The organism is Streptomyces changanensis, from assembly GCF_024600715.1.
GTDB lineage: Bacteria > Actinomycetota > Actinomycetes > Streptomycetales > Streptomycetaceae > Streptomyces > Streptomyces changanensis.
The window spans coordinates 931,128-952,029 of the sequence record NZ_CP102332.1 but is presented as its reverse complement, the minus strand read 5'-3'; the positions used below and the strand labels follow the sequence as shown (position 1 = coordinate 952,029).

Genomic DNA, 20,902 nt, shown 5'->3' with positions numbered 1-20,902 from the left:
CAGGTCGGGCTCGCGGCGCCCGGCACGAGCCCTCGCGGCGTTGTCGCCGGTCGCCGACGCTCCGCGCCGACCCCCTCCGCTGCCGTGCGGGCGCGCGCACCGGACCCCGCTCCCTGATCCGACCTGATCGACACGACGCCCCCTAGGCCGCCGCGCGCGCCTGGAGGAAGCCGTGCGCGCGTACCGCGCCGGCCACCGCCGCGGCGATCCGGGCGTGGCCCGCGTCGTTCGGGTGGAGGCCGTCCGCCAGATGCTCGGGGGCCAGCACCGGGAATCCGGGCAGGAGGGCGAGGCGCCGGTCCCCTGCCGCCCGCAGGTCGCGTACCGCCTCCTCCATGGCCCTGCGCAAATCCGCCAGCGTCGCGCCCAGGGCGTTGGCCGTCGACTCGGCGGCCGGGCGCAGCAGCGGGGAGAGCACCAGCAGCGGCGTGTCCGGGTGGCCCCGCCGGACCAGCGTCAGGAACGCCCGCGTGACCTCGTACATCAGCGGCGCCGACGTCGGCACCGGCTCCCAGCAGTTCGTGCCCCAGGCCAGCGTCAGCAGCGAGGCGGGCAGCGTCGCCAGCTGCTGCGCGACCGGCAGCTCGCCCCGGGCCGACCCCGCGTAACCGAGGTTCACCGTGTCCAGCCCCAGGCTCCGGCCGGCGACCGCGGGCCACGCGTGCGCGGGCCGGGTGGCCCACCAGCCCTCGGTGATCGAGTCGCCGTGCACCACCCAGCGCGGGCGCGGCGGCGCCGGCCGCACCTCGCCGCCCACCGCCCGTACCCCCAGGACCACGGGGGCCTGGCTCTCCGGCGGGTGCACGGTGTACGCGCCGCCGCCCTCCCGGCCCGCCGGCAGCGGCAGCGTCACCACCGCCTCCCCGCCGGCCGGCTCCCCGGATGTCTCGGTGAGGCAGTGCCCATCCCGCCACAGGGCGAAGGAGTGGGCCACGTCACGCAGTCGCTCGTCGGGCCCGGGCACCCGGGCCCGGTAGCGCAGCTCCACGGCCCGGGTGCCGGGCCCGGCGGTGAACTCCAGGCGCACCCCGATCGGCAGCGCCGCACGCTCGGAGACGTCCCACGGGAGCACCCCCAGCGACGCGGGGTCGGCCCGCACCGCGCGGGGGCCGTCCAGCCACGCCGTGCCCCGCAGGAAGGGCAGCGGATCCAGCCAGTCCTCGCCGCTCCTCGGTGACGCCATCGGCGACCTCCCCTCGTCCCTCCGGCCTGTCCGTGTCATGGCCTCGAATGCCCCGATGTGTCGATTCATGCGGCAGCACGCAATGTTTCCCCGTCCGTGCCCGAAGTGCGCAAGGATCGATCGGCACTGCGCAACAACCCTGCATTACACAAGCGAACCTCCGCCTCGTAGGCTCAGGGCCCGTACCTGGAGTGGCGGTGACCGCCTGCTCGGCGGTTCCCCCTCCCCTGGGTCCCTTCGTGGGTTGTCTCCCCGCTGCCCGCGGGCCGCCGTCGGTCCCGCCGTACCCCCGACCGCAGCGATGAAGGAGCCCCGCAGTGCTCGATCACGGCGCAGCCCCACCGGCCACCGAGCCCTCCGCACCGAAGACCGCCGGAGCGTCCCGGTTCTCCGCCCTCGGCCGTCGCAAGCCGGTGGAAGACCTGGTCGCGGAGGGTGGTCAGGGTGAGGGCGGCTCGCTCCGCCGCTCGCTGTCCATGTGGCAGCTGACCATGATCAGTATTGGCGCCACGCTGGGTACGGGCATCTTCGTCGTCCTCGGCGAGGCCGTGCCGGAGGCCGGCCCCGCGGTCACGCTCGCCTTCGTCTTCGCGGGCCTGACGGCGCTCTTCTCGGCCCTCTCCTACGCGGAGCTGGCCGGCACCATCCCCGTCGCCGGCTCCTCCTACTCGTACGCGTACGCAACGATGGGTGAACTCGTCGCCTGGGTGTGCGGCTGGTGCCTGCTGCTGGAGTACGGCGTGTCCGTCGCCGCCGTCGCGGTCGGCTGGGGCGACTACCTCAACCAGCTCCTCGACGGCACCATCGGCGTGACCCTCCCCGAGGCGCTGACCGCGCCGCCCGGTGAGGGCGGCATCTTCAACCTGCCCGCGCTGATCGTCGTCATGCTGGCCATGGTGTTCCTGCTCGGCGGCGCCAAGGAGTCCGCCCGCGCCAACACGATCATGGTCGCCGTCAAGATCGGCGCGCTGGTCCTCTTCTGCGCCATAGGCTTCACCGGCTTCCGGTCCGGCAACTACGCGGACTTCATGCCGCTCGGCATCAGCAGCGTCGGCGCCGCGGGCGCGGTCCTGTTCTTCTCGTACATCGGCTTCGACGCCGCCTCCACGGCCGGCGAGGAGGCGAAGGACCCCAAGCGCGACCTGCCCCGGGCGATCATGCTCTCCCTGGTGATCGTCACCGCGCTGTACGTGCTCGTCGCGGCCGTCGCCGTCGGCGCCTGGGACTGGAAGAAGTTCGCGGGCTCCGAGGCGACCCTCGCCGCGATCATGAACGACGTCACCGGCCAGAGCTTCTGGGGCACGCTGCTCGCCGCCGGCGCGGTCATCTCCATCGCCAGCGTCGTCCTCACCGTGCTCTACGGCCAGACCCGCATCCTCTTCGCGATGTCCCGCGACGGCCTCATCCCGAAGGTCTTCGCCAGGGTCAGCCCGAAGACCGGCACCCCGCGCGTCAACACGGTGCTCGTCTCCGTCTTCTGCGGCGTCCTCGCCGCGGCCGTCCCGCTCGGCGAGCTCGTCAACGCCACCAGCATCGGCACCCTCTTCGCCTTCGCCCTGGTCAACGTCGCCGTGGTCATCCTGCGCCACACCAGGCCGGAGCTCGACCGCACCTTCAAGGTCCCCTTCGGTCCCCTCTTCCCGGTGCTGGGCTTCCTCTTCTGCGGCTACAGCATGTACAGCCTCGACATGGTCACGTGGGCCGTGTTCGGTGTCTGGATGGCCGTCGGCCTCGTGTTCTACTTCCTGTACGGCATGCGCCGCTCCCGATTGGCCACTGCAGAGAAGTGATCCACCCCCCGTGCGACTGAACGACCTCGACGAACGCATCGTCCACGCGCTGGCCGAAGACGCCCGCCGCAGCTACGCCGACATCGGCTCGCTCGTCGGACTCTCCGCGCCGGCCGTGAAGCGGCGCGTGGACCGCCTGCGGGCCGAGGGGGCCATCACCGGCTTCACGGTGCGCGTGGACCCGGCGGCGCTCGGCTGGGAGACCGAGGGCTTCATCGAGATCTACGCACGGGGCAACACCTCGCCCGAGACCATCCAGCGCGGTCTCGAGCGCTATCCGGAGATCGCGTCCGCGTCCACCGTCACGGGGGAGGCGGACGCGATCGTCCAGGTCTTCGCCTCCGACATGCGCCACTTCGAGCGCGTCCTGGAGCGCATCGCCGGCGAGCCGTTCGTGGAGCGCACCAAGTCGGTCCTGGTGCTCTCCCCGCTCCTGCGGCGCTTCTCCTCCGGCTCCCCGGCCTGACGCCGCCGCGCGGCCCCGGCTCCGCGGGTTGAGGCTGCCGCGCGGCCCCGGCTCCCCGGGTCGGGGCCGACGTGTGGCCCTCGCTCCCCGGCCGGAGGCCGCCCGCGGCCCCGGCTCCCGGGGGTGTGACGCCGCCGCCCCGGCCCGGCCCGACGCCGCCGCGTGCCGCCCCGGCTGCCCGGACCGACGCCGCCACCTCGCCCCGGCTCGCGCCGGCCCCCGCGCGGGCGCGGCCACCGCACCGGCGCGTCGCCCGGCGGCCGCCGGTGCCGCGGGGGAGCGCCGCGCAACGAATCACCGGCGCGGGGCCCGATCACGCAACGCTTCGGCGGTCGGTCCGCAACGGTCATGCCTTGTCCGGCGAGAAGTCCGGACCGTACCTTTCTTGGGTAATCCCCCCGCTCGCCGCACCCCGTGAGGTCCGCCCATGCCGCCGCTGCGCACCGCCCTGCTCCAGAGCTCCGGACAGCTCGGTGACGTGGCCGCCAACCTCACGCTCCTCGACGGCGCCGCCGCCCGCGCGGCGGCCACCGGCGCGGGCCTCCTCGTGGCCCCCGAGATGTTCCTGACCGGGTACGCGATCGGCGAGGACGTCCACCGGCTGGCCGAGGCGGCCGACGGGGACGCCGCCGACGCGGTCGCCGAGATCGCCGGGCGGCACGGCATCGCCCTGGCGTACGGCTACCCGGAGCGCGACGGCGACACCGTGTACAACGCCGCCCAGCTGATCGGCCCCGACGGCGCCCGCCTCGCCAACTACCGCAAGACCCACCTCTTCGGCGACTTCGAGCAGCGCTGGTTCACCCCCGGTGACCGCGCCGTCGTCCAGGCCGAGCTGGCCGGGGTCCGCGTCGGCCTCATGATCTGCTACGACGTGGAGTTCCCCGAGAACGTCCGCGCGCACGCCCTGGCCGGCACCGACCTCCTCCTCGTCCCGACGGCCCTGATGCACCCGGCGCAGGTCGTCGCCCGGTCGGTCGTCCCCGTGCGGGCCTTCGAGAACCAGCTGTACATCGCCTACGCGAACCGCACCGGCCCCGAGGGCGACTTCGAGTTCGTCGGCATGTCCGCCCTGGCCGGCCCCGACGGCTCCGCCCGGGCCCGCGCCGGCCTCGGCGAGGAGCTCGTCACCGGCGACGTCGACCCCGACCTGCTGAGCCGGTCGCGCGCCGAGAACCCGTACCTGCGGGACCGCCGCCCCGGCCTCTACACCTCCCTCGTCTGAGCGCCCCCGCCCAGCGCCCCCCACCCAGCTCCCCCTTCTTCTCCACCCGTGCAAGGAGTCCGTACCCCATGACGTCCACGGTGCCCACCGCCGTCCAGCACACCGACGCGCAGCCGCCCATCACCATGTTCGGCCCGGACTTCCCCTACGCGTACGACGACTTCCTGGCACACCCGGCCGGTCTCGGCCAGATACCGGCGACCGAGCACGGCACGGAGGTGGCGGTCATCGGCGGCGGCCTGTCCGGCGTCGTCGCCGCGTACGAGCTGATGAAGATGGGCCTCAAGCCGGTCGTGTACGAGGCCGACCAGCTCGGCGGCCGGCTGCGGACGGTCGGCTTCGACGGCTGCGACCCGGAGCTCAACTGCGAGCTGGGCGCGATGCGCTTCCCGCCGTCCTCGACGGCCCTGCAGCACTACATCGACCTCGTGGGGCTGGAGACCAGGCCGTTCCCGAACCCGCTCGCCGAGTCGACCCCGTCGACCGTGGTGGACCTCAAGGGCGAGTCGCACTACGCGGAGACCATCGCCGACCTGCCGCAGGTCTACCGGGACGTCGCCGAGGCGTGGAGCGCCTGCCTGGAGGAGGGCGCGGACTTCTCCGACATGAACCGCGCCATGCGCGAGCGTGACGTGCCGCGCATCCGCGAGATCTGGGCCAAGCTCGTCGAGAAGCTCGACAACCAGACCTTCTACGGCTTCCTGTGCGACTCCGACGCGTTCAAGTCCTTCCGGCACCGAGAGATCTTCGGCCAGGTCGGCTTCGGCACCGGAGGCTGGGACACCGACTTCCCGAACTCCATCCTGGAGATCCTCCGCGTCGTCTACACCGAGGCCGACGACTACCACCGCGGCATCGTCGGCGGCAGCCAGCAGCTCCCGGTGCGGCTGTGGGAGCGGGAGCCGGAGAAGATCGTCCACTGGCCGCTCGGCACCTCGCTGAGCTCGCTGCACGGCGGCGACCCGAAGCCGGCCGTGACCCGGCTGCACCGCACCGCCGGCAACCGGATCACGGTCACCGACGCGAACGGCGACATCCGCACCTACCGCGCCGCGATCTTCACCGCGCAGTCCTGGATGCTGCTGTCGAAGATCGAGTGCGACGACTCGCTCTTCCCGATCGACCACTGGACGGCGATCGAGCGCACCCACTACATGGAGTCGTCGAAGCTGTTCGTCCCCGTCGACCGACCGTTCTGGCTGGACAAGGACGAGGAGACCGGCCGGGACGTCATGTCGATGACGCTCACCGACCGGATGACCCGCGGCACGTACCTGCTGGACAACGGCCCGGACAAGCCGGCCGTCATCTGCCTGTCGTACACGTGGTGCGACGACAGCCTGAAGTGGCTGCCGCTGTCCGCGAACGAGCGGATGGAGGTCATGCTGAAGTCGCTCGGCGAGATCTACCCGAAGGTCGACATCCGCAAGCACATCATCGGCAACCCGGTGACCGTGTCGTGGGAGAACGAGCCCTACTTCATGGGCGCCTTCAAGGCGAACCTGCCGGGCCACTACCGCTACCAGCGCCGCCTGTACACGCACTTCATGCAGGACCGGCTGCCCGAGGACAAGCGGGGCATCTTCCTCGCCGGCGACGACATCTCCTGGACGGCCGGCTGGGCCGAGGGCGCCGTGCAGACCGCGCTCAACGCCGTCTGGGGCGTGATGCACCACCTCGGCGGCGGGACCGACCCGTCCAACCCCGGCCCGGGCGACGTCTACGACGAGATCGCCCCGGTGGAGCTGCCGGAGGACTGAGCACACGGGGGAGTGCCGACGACGGTCGGTTCGGGCCCGCGCGGGCCGACGCCGGGCGACGCGGAGCCGTGGGAGCCACTGCCGGACGGCCCGGCGCCGGACGGCCCGGCGCCGGTCCATCCGCCGCCGCGCGGTACGGCAGCGCGCGGCACGGCAGCGCGCGGCACGGCACTCCCCAGGGGCGTCAGCAGCATCCGCCCCACCAGCCCCACGGAGCGGTCGAGGCGCTCGGTGAACCCCTCGGCCAGCTCCGTGCCCCACGACCCGGGCACCCGGTGCAGCTGCCACAGCGAGCGGGCCGCGAGCCACGCCCCGTCCCGGGCCCGCTCCAGGCTCCAGCACCCCAGCAGGTGCGTCATCGGGTCCGCGACCTCCAGCAGGTCCGGGCCCGGCATCAGCTCCTCGCGGATGCGCTCCTCCAGCAGGACGAGGACCTCGCCGACCCGCTCGAAGTCGGCCTCCAGCCGGTCGGGGCCGCAGTCGAGGGCGCGGCAGGTGTCCACCACCGCCAACGCCAGGTCGTGGCCGATGTGCGCGTTGATGCCGGCCAGCGCGAACTGCAGCGGCCGCACGCCGGGGTGGCGCCGGTACGCGAAGAGCGGCCGCCAGCACGCCGGGGGCCGCCCGCCCGACGCCGCCGCGTCGACCGCCGCCACGTACCGCTCGGCGAACCGGACGGCGAGCGTGGCGGCGCCGTCGTGGTCCCGGAAGGCCCCCTCGCCGACGAGGCGCCCGATCTCGCGGGTGACCGCCAGGTAGACGTCGTTGAAGACCCCGACCCCGTCGCCCGCCGGCCACAGGGACCGGAAGCCCCGCATCCGGTCGGCCACCGCGCGTACCCCGGGCGGTTCGGCACCGGCGCTCGGGGTGAACTCGTCGATCTGCGCCATGCGGGCAGGGTCCCAGCCGCCGCGCCCGGGGGGAAGCCGCCGGGCGCGGCGTCCCCGGAACGGGCGAAGGACCGGCCGGCCGCTGCCGCGGCCCCGCCGGTCCTCCGTGCGCACCGCGTGCGCCCGAGTGCGCCTGCGCGCTCCTGTGTGCGGGGTGCTGCTACCGCCGCGCGGCCGGCTCGCCGCCGTCCCCGCCCTCGTCGCCGTGCTCCTTCCGGGCCGCGGTGTCGTACGCCGAGGTGCCCGCGTCGAGCAGGGGCTCCTGCCCCTTCAGGTGGGCCGGGGCGAACGCCCGCAGCGCGTGGTAGCCCGTGATCACGACGATGGTGCCGAGGGCGATGCCCCCGAGTTCGAAGGTGTCGGTGATCTTCAGGCTGACGCCGCCGACGCCGATGATGATGCCGGCGGCCGCGGGCACCAGGTTGAGCGGGTTGCGCAGGTCCACCCCGGCGTTGATCCAGATCTGCGCCCCGAGGAGGCCGATCATGCCGTACAGGATGACCGTGATCCCGCCGAGCACGCCGCCGGGGATGGCGGCGACCACGGCGCCGAACTTCGGGCAGAGCCCGAAGAGGAGCGCGAAGCCGGCCGCGGCCCAGTAGGCGGCGGTCGAGTAGACGCGGGTCGCGGCCATGACGCCGATGTTCTCGGAGTAGGTGGTGTTGGGCGGGCCGCCGACGGCGGTGGAGAGCATGGACGCCGCGCCGTCGGCGGCGATGGCGGTGCCGAGCTGGTCGTCCAGCGGGTCGCCCGTCATCTCACCGACGGCCTTGACGTGCCCGGCGTTCTCCGCGATGAGCGCGATGACCACGGGCAGGGCGACCAGGATCGCGGACCACTCGAAGCTCGGCGCGTGGAAGGACGGCAGGCCGATCCAGTCGGCCTGCCCGACCGCGGAGAGGTCCAGGCGCCAGTGGTCGACCGCCTCGCCGCCCCCGACGGGGGAGTGGATGCGGCCGAGGGTCAGGTCGAGCACCCACGACAGGACGTACCCGAAGACCAGGCCCAGGAAGATCGCCACCCGCGACCAGAAGCCCCGCAGGCACACCACCGCGAGACCGGTGAAGAGCATCACCAGCAGCGCCGTCCACTGGTCCTGCGGCCAGTAGGTGGCGGCGGTCACCGGCGCCAGGTTGAAGCCGATCAGCATCACCACGGCGCCCGTCACGATCGGCGGCATCGCGGCGTGGATGACCCGCGCGCCGAACCGCCGCACGGCCACACCCGCCAGGAACAGCGCGAGACCGACGACCAGGATCGCCCCGGTGACGGTGGAGCTGTCGCCACCGGAGGCGCGGATCGCGGCCGCGACCCCGACGAACGACAGCGAGCAGCCGAGGTAGCTGGGCACCCGGCCGCGCGTGGCGAGGAGGAAGATCATCGTCGCGACGCCGGACATCATGATCGCGAGGTTCGGGTCGAGGCCCATGAGCACGGGCGCCACGAACGACGCGCCGAACATGGCGACCACGTGCTGGGCGCCGAGCCCGGCGGTCCGGGGCCAGGACAACCGCTCGTCCGGGCGCACCACGGCGCCGGGAGCAGGGGTCCGCCCGTCGCCGTGCAGGGTCCAGCGCACGCCGAGGTTCATGGGTGGGTCGCTCCCGTTCTCCGGGGCTCGCCCGGTGGGTGGACGGCGCCGCGTGAGGCGCGGCGGCCGGTGGTGAACGGACGCCATGGTAATGCGACGCGTGTGCGGTTCCGGCCGCGTCCGGGAAGCGCGCGGGCCGGGGCGCGCCCACGGCGGGCGTGGTCGGTCGCCGGGCGCCGGTCGTCGGTTGCCGGGCGCCCGGGCACGGGACCGTCGGGCCGGTCCCCCCCCCGCGGTGGTCCGGGCACGGGCGGCGCCGCGTCGCGGGGCGGGGGCGGTCGGGGCGGTTCAGGCGCCGCGGTCGCCGCTGCCGGTGGTACGGCCCGCGGGAGTACCGGTCGCCGCAACGCCGCCGCGCCCGCGCGGGCCCAGCACGTTCGCGCCGAGCACCAGGCCGAAGGCCAGCAGGGTCACAAGCCCGAACGACACCGTCAGCGACGTCACGTCCGCCAGCCCGCCGATCGCGGAGGGGGCGATCAGCCCGGAGGTGTACGTGATGGTGGCGACGCCTGCGATGGCCTGGCTCGGGTTGGGCCCGCTGCGCCCGGCCGCGGCGAACGCGAGCGGTACGACGACGGCGACCCCGAGCCCCATCAGGGCGAACCCGCCCATGGCCGCCACCGGGTGCGGCGCGGCGACGACCAGGACGCCGCCCGCCGTCGCCACGACGCCGCCGGTCCGCACCGTGCGCACGGCGCCGAAGCGGTCCACCACGCGGTCGCCCACCAGCCGCGCCACCGCCATGGTGAGGGTGAACGCCGTCGTGGACGCCGCGGCCGCGCCGGCCGACGCGCCGAGCACGTCCTCCAGGTACACCGCCGACCAGTCGAGGCTCGCGCCCTCCGCGAAGACCCCGCAGAAGCCGATCGCGCCGATCACCAGCGCCGAGCGCGGCGGGAGCGCGAACCGCGGCGGCGCCGCCTCGCCCGGCTGGCTGCGCAGGTCCAGCACGCCCTGGCAGAACACCAGGCCCAGCACGGTGAGCACCGCCGCGGCCAGCAGGTGGTGCAGGCGGGCGTCGGCGCCCAGGTGCGCGGCGACCGTACCGGCGGCGGAGCCGATCAGCGCGCCCACGCTCCACATGCCGTGCAGGCTGGACATGACGGACCGCCCGAGCCGGTTCTCCACCTCCACGCCCAGCGCGTTCATCGCCACGTCGGACATGCCGGAGGTCGCGCCGTACACGAACAGCGCGGCGCACAGGCCGAGGAGGTTCGGCGCCAGCGACGGCAGGACGAGTGAGAGCGTCCACATCGCCAACAGCCCGCGCAGCGCGGTGCGCGCGCCGAACCGGTGGCTGACGGCCGCGGCCAGCGGCATCGCCAGGGACGCACCGAGGGCGGGGAAGGCCAGGGCGAGGCCCAGCTGTCCCGGGCTGACCCCCGCGTGCTCCTGGATCCACGGAATGCGGGTCGCGAAGCTGCCGGTGACCGCGCCGTGCACGCAGAACACGGCGGCGACGGCGTACCGCGCCCGTTTGACCTTCTCCACGCCGTACGGCACGGACCCTCCCCGGTTCCCCTGGTGTTCGGTGTGTTGGTGTGTGCGGGTGTGTGGTGTCTCGGTGGTGCCGGCACACGCGGGTGCCGCGCCGCGTAAATTATCAGGAACCCTGCCTGAAAGTAAGGTCTGAAAGGATCCCGGCATGCCCTCCGCCCCCGCGTCCCCCAGCACCGCCCGGGCCATCAACGACCGGCTCGCCCTGCGTCTGCTCCAGGACGAGGGGCCCCTGACGGCCGCCGAGTTGAAGAGGCTCACCGGGCTGTCCCGGCCGACCGTCGCCGACCTCGTCGAACGGCTCCAGGACGCTGGTCTCGTACGGATCGTCGGGGAGTCAGGAGCGGAGCGGCGCGGCCCGAACGCCCGTGTGTACGGGCTCGTCGCCGACCGCGCCCACCTCGCCGCCCTCGACGTGCGGCTGCGCGGCGTCACGGTCACCGTCACCGACCTGCTGGGCGCGCCGCTCGCCGAGGCCGCCGCGCCCATCGGCGGCGACACGGAGACGGGGCCGGCCGTCGAGCGGGCCGCCGCCCTGCTGGAGCGCACCGTCCGGGAGGCGGGAGCGACCCGGCTGCACACTGTCGGGATCGGCGCCCCGGGCCTCGTCGACCCGGCCACGGGAGCGCTGCGCGACTCGGCGGGCCTGCCCGCCTGGCACCGCCGCCTGGTCACCGCCCTGCGCGAGCGGCTCTCCGCGACCGTGCTCGTGGAGAACGAGACGAACCTCGCCGCGACGGCCGAGCTGCGCGAGGGGGCCGCCCGCGACCGCGACACGTTCGTCCTGCTGTGGCTCGGGCACGGCGTCGGCGCCGCCGTCGTCCTCGACGGCGCCCTGCGCCGCGGCGCGTCGGGCGGGGCCGGCGAGATCGGCTTCCTCCCGGTGCCCGGCACGGGCGCCCTCCCGTCGGCGACCGACTGCGCCGGGGGCTTCCACGCCCTGGCCGGATCGGCGGCGGTACGGGAGCTGGCGCAGGCGTACGGCATCGAGGCCGGCGGCCCCGACGACGAGGGCGAACCGGCGGGGGCCTCAGCGGTCCGGGCGGCACGGGAACGGCCGGTCTGCTGGGACGGTACCCGCGCCGCGGCCGACCCGGCGGACGGCGGTCCGACCGGGGGCGGCCCGGCGGACGGCGGTCCGACCGGGGACGGTCCGGCGGACCGGTGCCGGGCGTACCGCCGCGTGGGGGACGGGCCGGGCGACGCGGCCGGGGCCTTCCTGGACGCCCTCGCCGAACGCGTCGCCCTCGGAGCCGCCGCCGTCACCGCCGTGCTCGACCCCGGCTGCGTCGTCCTGGGCGGCGAGCTCGGCCACGCCGGCGGCGCTGCGCTCGCCGAGCGCGTCGAGGCCCGCCTCGCGACCCTCTCCCCGCTGCGCACCGAGGTCAGGGCCAGCACCCTGGGCGGCGCGGCGGTCCTGCGCGGCGCGCTCCTCACCGCGCGGGACGCCGCCCAGGACGAGCTCTTCGGCGGGCCGCCCGCGACGGCCCACTGACCCCCGCCGACCTGCGTCACCGGCCGACGGCGACGGCCCACTTACCCCGCCGCGCCGTCCCGCCGCCACCGGCCGACCTGCCCGGCCGCAGCCAGGCGCGGGCCGACCGCCCCGCCTCCCGGCCCGGCGCCCCCGGGTCAAGCGGCAGCCGGGCGCCCGCCCCCCGCCTCAGCCCGCCGCCTCAGCGCGCACGAGCCCCAGCGTTGCCCAGTGCGGGCCCGTGCGAGCCCCAGCGTCGCCCAGCACCGGGCCCAGCGCGGGCCCTGGGGGCCCGGCGCCGGCCGGTGCAGGCGCAGCGTCAGTCCCGGTGCGGGACCGGCGCCGCCCAGTGCGGGCCCGGCGTCAGCCCGAGTGCGCGTCCGGCGCCGGCCATCCTCAGCGCGGTGGCGCGCCCGCCCCGAAGCGGCGCTCCAGGTACTGCTCGAAGGTGCCCGTGCCGGACGCACGCTCCGGCGCCAGATGACCCCCGGCGCGGAAGGCGCGGTACGTCGGGCCCGCCAGCGGTACCGGCACCACGCGCCGACGCCGCCCGCTCGCCCGCAGGTAGGCGCGGGCCAGTTCCTCGAACGGGAGCACCTGCGGGCCTCCGAGGTCCGGTACGCGCCCGGCGGGACCCGCCCCGGCCAGCTCCGCGAGGCGGGCCGCCACCTCCGTGACCTCGACCGGCTGGTCCGCGACGCCCGCGGGCACGGGGAGCACCGGCAGCCGGGCGCACCCCTCCAGCACCCGTACGACGAGGTCGTGGAACTGCGTCGTCCGCAGGATCGTCCACCCCGTCGCCGACGCCTCGACGAGCCGCTCCACGGCCAGCTTCGTCCGGTAGTAGCCGAGGGGGACGCGGTCGACGCCGACGATCGAGATGTACACCAGGTGGCCGACCCCCGCCCGCCGCGCCGCGTCGAGCAGGTGGTGGGCGGCGCGCTCGTCGCCGCCGCGCGGGGAACTGGCGCAGTGGACGACCGTGCCGGCGCCCGTCACCGCCGCGTCCAGGCCCCTGCCGTCGCGCAGGTCGACGGCGTACGGCGCCGAGTGGCGGCTGACCACCCGCACCTCGTGTCCGTCCGCGCGCAGCCGTTCGGTGACGTGCCGCCCGAGTGTGCCCGTACCGCCCGTCACCACGATCGTGCCCATGGGTCCGTCCTTCCGTCGCCGGGGTGTGTCACCGGCTACGACCGGACGGGTGCCCCCGGATGTGACAGCCGTGCCAGCTGTCGCGCGGCGAAGGCCAGCTTCCGCGGGTTGACCACGTTGTGCACGGCCGTGACGGCCCCGTCACGCACCTCGAACGACGCGACCGCGACGAGCGTGTCACCCGCGCGGGCCACGAGCGCGGGCGCGCCGTTGACCTCCGCGCACGTCAGGTTCATCCCGGCGTTGCGGGTGAGGAGCCCGGCGAGGAAGCGCAGCACCTTCTCACGGCCGGTGATGGGACGGCGCGCCGCCGAGACGGCGCCGCCGCCGTCGCCCCACCAGGTCACGTCGGCGGCCAGGGTCTTCTCCAGCCCGGCCAGATCGCCCTCCCGCGCCGCCGCCAGGAAGGACTCGACCAGCTCCCGGTGGCGCCGCTCGTCCGGCCCCGGAAACCGCGTTCCCGCGGCGGCCACCCGCGCCGCGGCCCGGTGGTGGAGCTGGCGGCTGTGAGCCTCGCTGACGTCCAGGAGCCCGGCGATCTCCCGGTGGCCGTAGGCGAACGCCTCCCGCAGCACGTACACCGCCCGCTCGGTCGGCGTCAGCCGCTCCAGCAGCACCAGCAGCGCCGTCGACACCGCCTCGCGCCGCTCCGCGGACTCCGGCGGTCCCAGGACCCCGCCCGGCTCGCCCTCCGTGACGACCGGCTCCGGCAGCCACGGGCCGGGGTACGTCTCGCGCCGGGCGCGCGCCGAGGTGAGGCGGTTCAGGCACAGGTTGGTCACCACCTTCGCCAGCCACGCCCCCGGGTGCTCGACCTGGCGCCAGTCGGCGCCGCTCCACCGCAGGTAGGCGTCCTGCACCACGTCCTCGGCCTCCTCGGCGGAGCCGAGCATGCGGTAGGCGAGACCGAACATGCGGGGGCGGTGGCTCTGGAACTCGTCGGCTGGCTCGGCTGCGGCGCTCACACCGGACAGCCTGCCACGCGAGAAACGACCGGCACGCCCGGGATCGAGCGCCCGGAAGCGACCGACCCGCCCGGGGGGGGGGCGAACGCCCGGGAGTGGCGGGGAACGCCCGGAAGCGCCCGATCATCGGGAGCCCCGGACACGACGGGAACGCCCGGACAGGAGGGAAGCGCCCGGACACGACGGGAGCGCCCCGGGGACGACAAGGAGACCCGGCGGCGGGCAAGGGCCTTTCTCACCGCCACCGGGTCTCCGCCTGTCGTCAGGCGCCGTGGTCAGACGTCAGCAGGAACCCAGGTCCTGCCAGACGCCCCACTCGCCGGTGGAGCCGGGCTCCTCGCCCCGCGTCCACCACTTCGCCTTCCAGGTGTGGTTCCCGTGCGACACGGTCGCGCCGCCGCCGTACGAGGCCGCCGCGTCCCACGCCGGCGCCGTGCACGCGCCCGGCGTGGGTGTGGGCGTGGGCGTCGGGTCGGTCGGTCCCGGCGTCGGCCCGGTGCCCGTGCCGGGCTCCACGACGGTGGTGCCGCGCGCCAGGTCGCCGGCGAGCGCGTACGTCGTGCCCGCGATGTTCACCGTCCAGTTCGACGGGGTCGACACCGGCAGGTAGTAGTTGAACGACAGCTCCACCGACGCGCCCGGCGCGAGGGTCTGCCAGGCCGGCAGCTTCAGCGAGACGCGGTGGAAGTCGCCCTTCAACCCGCCCACGTTGCCGCCCGTGTGGTCGCTGCTGATCACCTTCGTGCCGAAGCCGGACTGGTCGGAGGCGTTGCCGGGGGCGGAGGTGGCGTAGTCGAACTGGAACTCCGTGCCGCCCGGGAGCGTCGTCTTCGTGTTGTTGGTGATCTTCACCTTGGGCGTGATCGGGTAGTTGGAGTCACCGAGCTTGAACTCGCCGAACCCCACGCCGATGTCCACGGCCTTGGTGGGCAGCGCCTTGTTCGAGACCTTCGCGCCGTACGGGGCGGCCGCCTTGAACTTGTCGTACATCAGCGTGGTCAGCGTCGAGCCGGGCTCGTACTGGCCCTTCGCCGCGTTCCACGCGTAGTCGCCGGCCAGTTCCCAGACCATCGTGCCGCCGATGCCCTTGTCGACCACGTAGTCGGCCTTGCGGGCCACCGACTGCTCGTCCTCCGTCGACAGGAAGACCTTCTTCTCGGCGTTCCACAGCCACGGCGCGACGAGCGTCGAGTCGTACTTGCGGGCGTAGGTGCCGGTCAGCCGGGTGTCGGCGGGGAAGCCGTAGCTCTTCAGGTAGTCCCCGGTGACGCCCTTCTCCAGGTTCTTGGCGTGCCACATCGGGTTGGAGCCCGCCGGGGACTCCTTGCCGTTGTCGTCCTTGTCGTGCCAGAGGTTGTCGATGCCGACCGCGCCGTCACCGCACTTGGTCAGGCCGGAGCCGGCCGGGCAGCTGGTCGCCGCCGCCCTGCCCCACAGGCCGTCGGTGCCGCCCTGCACGTTCTTGAAGCCGCGCGTGTAGTAGGGCAGGCCGATGTTGATGCGTCCGGCGGGCATGGAGCCGCGGAAGTAGTGGTACGCCCAGTCGGTGTTGAGGTAGCCGATGCCGCCGTACTGCTGGCTGCCGTACACGTTGGCCGCGGCGAGCTCGGCGTCCTTGCCGTCGTCGAAGAGCGAGGCGTTGGGGCCGACGTACTCGTTCCAGGCGCCGTGCAGGTCGTAGGACATGATGTTGACGTAGTCGAGGTACTTCTGCTGCTGGTACGTCTCCATGCCGCGCAGCAGGTACCCCGACGAGGGGGCGGCCACGGTCAGCATGTAGTGGCGCCCGTCGGCGGCCCCGGCGCGGTCGAGCTTCTCGCGCAGGGTCTTCATCAGTGCCGAGTAGCCCTGGACGAGGCCCGCGCGGCGGGGGTTGGCGATCGACCAGTCGAGCGGGTTGCCGGCGTCCTTCATGGTCGTCGCGTACTCGTAGTCGATGTCGACGCCGTTGAAGCCGTACTTCTTGACGAACGCGACCGCCGAGTCGGCGAAGGTGTTGATCCCGGCGTGGTTGACCGAGCCGTCGGCGTTGGTCGCCATCGAGTAGAAGCCGCCGGAAGCGACGCGCTTGCCTCCGTCGTCGAAGTAGCCGCCGGTCTCCGCCCAGCCCCCGACCGAGATCAGCGTCTTCACGTCGGGGTGCTGCTTCTTGTACTTGTTCAGCAGGTTGAAGTGGCCCTTGTACGGCAGGCCCGGGTCCATCTCGGCGCCCGGGACGCCCGGCCAGGTCATGCCGGTGGCGGCGTTGTTCGGAGAGTCGCCCCCGACGGAGATCTTGTTGTCCCCGCCGACGTGGGCGAAGGCGTAGTTGATGTGGGTGATCTTGTCCCACGGGATGTTCGAGGCGAGGTACGCGGGGGTCCCGTCCTTGCCGGTGCGCCAGCCGGTGAAGTAGCCGATGACGCGGCGCTGGTGGTCGGCGCCCATCTTCTCGCGGCCCTGGGCGTCGTAGACGGAGCAGTACGGGACGTCCACGCCGGGGGTCTTGTACAGACCGTCGGGGCGACAGGACTCGTTGTCGACGGCGGCGTGGGAGACGCCGCCCGAGAGCGAGCTGAGCAGCAGTCCGGCGACGGCGGCGCCGGATGCGAGCAGCGAGGCCCTCGCACGGGGGGATGACAGCACGGTCGGCTCCTCCTGGGGAGTCGGGCTTCACACAACGTGCGGCGTATGGCAGGGGATTGGTCGTGCCGGGCCCGGGTGTGCGCACACCGGAGGGCGGTCTCCGCGGAGAGGTGACGCAGACATTAAGAGGACTAGACCAGAGCGTCAATAGGTCTGGACCAATTGATCCGCGCGGAGGTGGGAGCCGGTGACCGCGCACCGATTCACCGGACGCTGTGAGTCACTCCACAGAGGATCACCCGTATGGGCGGGGCGTCGCCGTGGCACACTTGCCCTGTATCAGCAGCAGCGCACTCCGGGGTCGGTGTAATTCCGAACCGGCGGTTACAGTCCGCGACCCGGCCGCATCCAGTGGCCGGTTGACCAGGTGAAATTCCTGGACCGACGGTGAAAGTCCGGATGGGAGGCAGTGCGCGGCGGGCGACCCCAGCAGGGGTGCGCCGGCCGTCTGCCGGTCGCCGGGCGTTCCCGGTCGCCGGTCGGCGCCGTGGCGTACCCGGACGGCGGTGTCGTACCCGCTCCCTGTCGTCATCGACAGCCCCGGAGTCCGTGCCCGACGAGGCAGGAGGACCCGGTGGCCCCAGTAGCCGATGTGGACGCCATGCGCCGAGCCGTCGCGCTCGCCGCCCGCGGACTCGGCTCCACCAGCCCCAACCCGGTCGTCGGGTGCGTCGTCCTGGACGCCTCCGGCCACGAGGTGGGCACCGGGTACCACGAGCGGGCCGGCAACCCGCACGCCGAGGTGCACGCCCTGCGCGCGGCGGGCGTCCTCGCCCGCGGCGGCACCGCCTACGTCACCCTCGAACCCTGCAACCACACCGGCCGCACCGGCCCCTGCGCGCAGGCCCTGATAGAGGCCGGGATCGCCCGCGTCGTCTACGCCGTCGCCGATCCGGACCCGCGGGCCACCGGCGGAGCCGACACCCTCCGCGCGGCGGGCGTCCGGGTCGAGGGGGGCCTGCTCGCCGACGAGGCCGAGGCGGGCAACGCCGCCTGGCTCACCTCCGTACGCCTCGGCCGCCCCCACGTCCGCTGGAAGTACGCCGCCACCCTCGACGGCCGCGTCGCCGCCGCCGACGGCACCAGCCGCTGGATCACGTCGCCCGAGTCCCGCGCCGACGTCCACCGCCTGCGCGCCGAGGCGGACGCCGTCGTCGTCGGTTCCGGAACCGCCCGCGCCGACGACCCGCACCTCGCCGTCCGCGGCGTCGACGGAGCCGTCCAGCCGCTGCGGGTCGTCGTCGACACCGGGGCCACCGCGGTCAGGCCCGGCGCCCGCGTCCTCGACGACGCGGCCCCCACCCTGGTCGCCGTCGCCGACGACGCCACCGTCGACCACCTGGCGGGGACCGACACCGTACGGCTCCCCAGGGCCGCCGGCGGACGGGGCCTCTCCGTCCCCGCCCTCCTCGCCGCCCTGCACGAGCGCGGCGTCCGCTCCGTCCTCCTCGAGGGCGGCCCCACCCTCGCCGGCGCCTTCGCCGCCGAGGGCGCCGTCGACGAGGTCGTCGGCTACCTCGCCCCGGTCCTCCTCGGCGCGGGGCCCGCCGTGCTCGGCGACGCCGGGATCGCCACCATCGCCGACGCCCTGCGGCTGAGCGTCACCGACACCACGCGGATCGGCCCCGACCTGCGCGTCACCGCCCGCCCCCGCCCCACCACCAAGGAGACGTGAGTGTTCACCGGAATCGTCGAAGAACTGGGTGAGGTCACCGCCGTCGAGACCCTCGACGACGCCTCGCGCTTCCGCCTCCGCGGCCCCGTGGTCACCCGGGGCGCGAAGCACGGCGACTCGATCGCCGTCAACGGCGTGTGCCTCACCGTCGTCGAGCAGGAGGGCGACGAGTTCACCGCCGACGTGATGGCCGAGACCCTCAAGCGCTCCAGCCTCGGCGCCCTCACCGTCGGGTCCCCCGTCAACCTGGAGCGGCCCATGGTCGCCGACGGTCGCTTCGGCGGACACATCGTCCAGGGCCACGTCGACGGCACCGGCACCGTCGTCGAACGCGTCCCCTCCGAGAACTGGGAGGTCGTCAAGGTCTCCCTCCCCGCCGAACTCGCCCGGTACGTCGTGGAGAAGGGCTCCATCACGGTGGACGGCGTCAGCCTCACCGTGGTCGAGGCGGGCGACGACCACTTCACCGTCAGCCTCATCCCCACCACGCTCGCCCTCACCACCCTCGGCACGAAGCAGCCCGGCGACCCGGTCAACCTGGAGGTCGACGTCATCGCCAAGTACGTCGAGCGCCTCCTCGGCACCCGGGGAGGCAGCCGGTGAGCGCCCTGGACTGGCTCAACAGCGAGGCGTTCGCCGCCTTCGGACAGCGCATCATCTGGTCCGACCTGCTCGGCAACACCATCGGCCTCGCCGCCCTCGCCCTCGGCTGGCGCCGCTCCCTGTGGACGTGGCCCGCCCAACTCCTGTCCGGTGTCGTCCTCGTCGCGGCCTACGCCTCCGCCCACCTCTCCGGCGGGGTCGGCAAGCAGCTCCTCGTCATCACCGTCGCCCTGTGGGGCTGGCGGCAGTGGCGGCTCGGCCGCGGCCAGGCCCAGGACGGCTCCATCGCCGTCCGCTTCGCCACCTGGCGGGAGCGCGGGTTCCTCGTGGCCGGCGCCGTCGCGGGCACCCTCGCCGTCGGCGGCCTCTTCACCCTCTACCCGTCGCTGTCGTGGAGCCCGTGGGCCGACGCGTACATCTTCGTCGGCACGCTCGTCGCGATGGTCGCCCAGGCCCGCGGCCTCGTCGAGTTCTGGTTCGCGTGGCTCCTCGTCGACGTCGTCGGCGTCCCGCTCGCCTTCGGCAGCGGCCTGGCCTTCTCCGGCCTCGTCTACGTCGTCTACTTCGCCCTCGTCCTGTGGGGCATGCGCGACTGGTGGCTCCGCACGCGCACCCCGGCCAAGGCTCTGGAAGGAGCACCGGCATGACCACCGCACCCGAGCTGTCCGTGTGGGACCCCGCCGACCTGACCCTCGACCCCGTCGAGCAGGCCGTCCGCGACATCGCCGCCGGACGCCCCGTCGTGGTCGTCGACGACGAGGACCGGGAGAACGAGGGCGACCTCGTCATCGCCGCCGAGAAGGTCACACCCGAGATCGTCGCCTTCATGATGAGCGAGTGCCGCGGTCTGATCTGCGCCCCCATGGAGGGCGACGAGCTGGACCGCCTGCGGCTCCCGCAGATGGTCGCCGACAACACCGAGTCCATGGGGACCGCCTTCACCGTCTCGGTCGACGCGGCCCCCGCCCACGGCGTCACCACCGGCATCTCCGCCGCCGACCGCGCCACCACCCTCCGGCTCCTGGCGAGCGGCACCGCCGAGGCGGCGGACTTCGTCCGGCCCGGCCACGTCTTCCCGCTGCGCGCCCGGCCCGGTGGCGTCCTCGCCCGCGACGGCCACACCGAGGCCGCGGTGGACCTCGCCCGGCTCGCCGGACTCCGCCCGGCCGGGGCGATCGTCGAGATCGCCGGCGAGGACGGCGTCATGCTGCGGCTGCCCGAGCTCGTCCCGTTCGCCCGCAAGCACGGCCTGACGATCATCTCCATCGCGGACCTCGTCGCCCACCTGCGCGGGGGCGCCCGCGCGGCCGCCCCCGCCCCGGCCCCGCGGCCGACCGTCCGCCGCGAGGCCGAGGTGCGGCTGCCCACCGCGCACGGTGACTTCACCGCGTACGGCTACCGCTCCACGACCGACGGCGTCGAGCACGTCGCCCTCGTCCACGGCGACCTCGGGGACGGCGAGGACGTCCTCGTCCGCGTCCACTCCGAGTGCCTCACCGGCGACGTCTTCCACTCCCTGCGCTGCGACTGCGGCCCCCAGCTGCACGCCGCCATGGACCGCGTCACGGAGGCCGGCCGCGGTGTCGTCGTCTACCTGCGCGGTCACGAGGGCCGTGGCATCGGCCTGCTGTCGAAGCTCCGCGCGTACGAGCTGCAGGAGCGCGGGCGCGACACCCTCGACGCCAACCTGGAGCTCGGCCTGCCCGCCGACGCCCGCGACTACGCCGCCGGCGCCGAGATGCTCGCCGACCTCGGTGTGCGCAGCGTCCGCGTCATGACCAACAACCCGGACAAGACCGCCGCCCTCGCCCGCCACGGCCTCACCGTGCTGGGCCGGGAGGCGATGCCCGTGCAGGCCGGCGAGCACAACGTCCGGTACCTGCGCACCAAGCGGGACCGCATGGGCCACGACCTGCCCTGGCTCGACCCCGCGGCCGACGTGTCCCCCTGCGCGACCCAGTAGCGCCGGCACCGCGGCACCCCCGTACCATCCCGCACCACCGGTC

General features: G+C 74.2%; 15 protein-coding genes, 1 pseudogene and 1 riboswitch. Of the genes and pseudogenes, 9 read left to right on the top strand and 7 right to left on the bottom strand.

Annotated elements, in window-relative coordinates; genetic code table 11:
* Positions 1 to 142: 142 nt before the first annotated feature.
* A complete protein-coding gene (locus NRO40_RS04090) occupies positions 143 to 1,183 on the bottom strand; it encodes a GDSL-type esterase/lipase family protein (RefSeq protein WP_058941064.1) in 1,041 nt (346 codons plus the stop codon).
* Between the two features lie 317 nt (positions 1,184 to 1,500).
* Here NRO40_RS04090 and NRO40_RS04085 point away from each other — a divergent pair, with 317 nt between their 5' ends.
* From NRO40_RS04085 to NRO40_RS04070, 4 genes are all read left to right on the top strand, one after another.
* Complete coding sequence (locus tag NRO40_RS04085) at positions 1,501 to 2,973, top strand: amino acid permease (RefSeq protein WP_058941063.1); 1,473 nt, start codon at positions 1,501 to 1,503, stop codon at positions 2,971 to 2,973.
* A gap of 10 nt (positions 2,974 to 2,983) precedes the next feature.
* Entirely contained in the window at positions 2,984 to 3,439 is a 456-nt protein-coding gene (locus tag NRO40_RS04080) for an Lrp/AsnC family transcriptional regulator (RefSeq protein WP_023589679.1), read from the top strand.
* A gap of 427 nt (positions 3,440 to 3,866) precedes the next feature.
* Positions 3,867 to 4,664: a carbon-nitrogen hydrolase family protein gene (locus NRO40_RS04075; RefSeq protein ID WP_058941062.1), complete on the top strand. Its 798-nt coding sequence runs from the start codon at positions 3,867 to 3,869 to the stop codon at positions 4,662 to 4,664.
* Between the two features lie 68 nt (positions 4,665 to 4,732).
* A complete protein-coding gene (locus NRO40_RS04070) occupies positions 4,733 to 6,424 on the top strand; it encodes a flavin monoamine oxidase family protein (RefSeq protein ID WP_058941061.1) in 1,692 nt (563 codons plus the stop codon).
* 176 nt (positions 6,425 to 6,600) lie between these two features.
* On the opposite strand, the pseudogene NRO40_RS04065 reads toward NRO40_RS04070, so the two are convergent.
* The 3 genes and pseudogenes from NRO40_RS04065 to NRO40_RS04055 all read right to left on the bottom strand — a co-directional run.
* Positions 6,601 to 7,314: pseudogene (locus NRO40_RS04065) on the bottom strand (DUF5995 family protein); the annotation flags it as partial.
* Between the two features lie 160 nt (positions 7,315 to 7,474).
* Complete coding sequence (locus tag NRO40_RS04060; protein WP_058941060.1) at positions 7,475 to 8,905, bottom strand: uracil-xanthine permease family protein; 1,431 nt, start codon at positions 8,903 to 8,905, stop codon at positions 7,475 to 7,477.
* Between the two features lie 288 nt (positions 8,906 to 9,193).
* Positions 9,194 to 10,408: an MFS transporter gene (locus tag NRO40_RS04055; protein WP_058941059.1), complete on the bottom strand. Its 1,215-nt coding sequence runs from the start codon at positions 10,406 to 10,408 to the stop codon at positions 9,194 to 9,196.
* 142 nt (positions 10,409 to 10,550) lie between these two features.
* Here NRO40_RS04055 and NRO40_RS04050 point away from each other — a divergent pair, with 142 nt between their 5' ends.
* Positions 10,551 to 11,897: an ROK family transcriptional regulator gene (locus NRO40_RS04050; protein ID WP_058941058.1), complete on the top strand. Its 1,347-nt coding sequence runs from the start codon at positions 10,551 to 10,553 to the stop codon at positions 11,895 to 11,897.
* Positions 11,898 to 12,272: 375 nt separating this feature from the next.
* Here the strand turns inward: NRO40_RS04050 and NRO40_RS04045 are convergent, their stop codons facing one another.
* The 3 genes from NRO40_RS04045 to NRO40_RS04035 all read right to left on the bottom strand — a co-directional run bounded on the left by NRO40_RS04045 (position 12,273) and on the right by NRO40_RS04035 (position 16,615).
* A complete protein-coding gene (locus NRO40_RS04045) occupies positions 12,273 to 13,028 on the bottom strand; it encodes an SDR family oxidoreductase (protein WP_058941057.1) in 756 nt (251 codons plus the stop codon).
* 35 nt (positions 13,029 to 13,063) lie between these two features.
* A complete protein-coding gene (locus tag NRO40_RS04040) occupies positions 13,064 to 13,993 on the bottom strand; it encodes an RNA polymerase sigma-70 factor (RefSeq protein ID WP_257375328.1) in 930 nt (309 codons plus the stop codon).
* A gap of 282 nt (positions 13,994 to 14,275) precedes the next feature.
* The gene (locus NRO40_RS04035) at positions 14,276 to 16,615 is read right to left on the bottom strand and encodes a chitinase C-terminal domain-containing protein (protein ID WP_107115030.1); all 2,340 of its coding nucleotides are present in this window, start codon (positions 16,613 to 16,615) and stop codon (positions 14,276 to 14,278) included.
* 289 nt (positions 16,616 to 16,904) lie between these two features.
* Positions 16,905 to 17,035, top strand: a riboswitch (FMN riboswitch).
* 184 nt (positions 17,036 to 17,219) lie between these two features.
* On the opposite strand from NRO40_RS04035, the gene ribD reads away from it, so the two are divergent.
* Genes ribD through NRO40_RS04015 form a run of 4 tightly spaced genes read left to right on the top strand, consistent with a single transcriptional unit; the run spans position 17,220 to position 20,859 of the window.
* Positions 17,220 to 18,293: a bifunctional diaminohydroxyphosphoribosylaminopyrimidine deaminase/5-amino-6-(5-phosphoribosylamino)uracil reductase RibD gene (gene ribD, locus NRO40_RS04030; RefSeq protein ID WP_058941124.1), complete on the top strand. Its 1,074-nt coding sequence runs from the start codon at positions 17,220 to 17,222 to the stop codon at positions 18,291 to 18,293.
* Positions 18,294 to 18,896: a riboflavin synthase gene (locus NRO40_RS04025; RefSeq protein ID WP_058941054.1), complete on the top strand. Its 603-nt coding sequence runs from the start codon at positions 18,294 to 18,296 to the stop codon at positions 18,894 to 18,896.
* A complete protein-coding gene (locus NRO40_RS04020) occupies positions 18,893 to 19,543 on the top strand; it encodes a nicotinamide mononucleotide transporter family protein (protein WP_058941053.1) in 651 nt (216 codons plus the stop codon). The genes NRO40_RS04025 and NRO40_RS04020 overlap by 4 nt, the downstream gene beginning before the upstream one ends.
* Positions 19,540 to 20,859 carry a bifunctional 3,4-dihydroxy-2-butanone-4-phosphate synthase/GTP cyclohydrolase II gene (locus NRO40_RS04015; protein ID WP_058941052.1) on the top strand — a complete coding sequence of 440 codons (1,320 nt, stop codon included), beginning with the start codon at positions 19,540 to 19,542 and terminating at the stop codon, positions 20,857 to 20,859. Before NRO40_RS04020 ends, NRO40_RS04015 begins: the two co-directional genes overlap by 4 nt.
* Positions 20,860 to 20,902: the final 43 nt, after the last annotated feature.

Bases quoted from the DNA above. Each gene is read 5' to 3' on its own strand.
- NRO40_RS04050 (WP_058941058.1), top strand. From the start codon at position 10,551: ATGCCCTCCGCCCCCGCGTCCCCCAGCACCGCCCGGGCCATCAACGAC.
- ribD (WP_058941124.1), top strand. From the start codon at position 17,220: ATGCGCCGAGCCGTCGCGCTCGCCGCCCGCGGACTCGGCTCCACCAGC.
- NRO40_RS04090 (WP_058941064.1), bottom strand. From the start codon at position 1,183: ATGGCGTCACCGAGGAGCGGCGAGGACTGGCTGGATCCGCTGCCCTTC.
- NRO40_RS04060 (WP_058941060.1), bottom strand. From the start codon at position 8,905: ATGAACCTCGGCGTGCGCTGGACCCTGCACGGCGACGGGCGGACCCCT.
- NRO40_RS04075 (WP_058941062.1), top strand. From the start codon at position 3,867: ATGCCGCCGCTGCGCACCGCCCTGCTCCAGAGCTCCGGACAGCTCGGT.
- NRO40_RS04015 (WP_058941052.1), top strand. From the start codon at position 19,540: ATGACCACCGCACCCGAGCTGTCCGTGTGGGACCCCGCCGACCTGACC.
- NRO40_RS04070 (WP_058941061.1), top strand. From the start codon at position 4,733: ATGACGTCCACGGTGCCCACCGCCGTCCAGCACACCGACGCGCAGCCG.
- NRO40_RS04045 (WP_058941057.1), bottom strand. From the start codon at position 13,028: ATGGGCACGATCGTGGTGACGGGCGGTACGGGCACACTCGGGCGGCAC.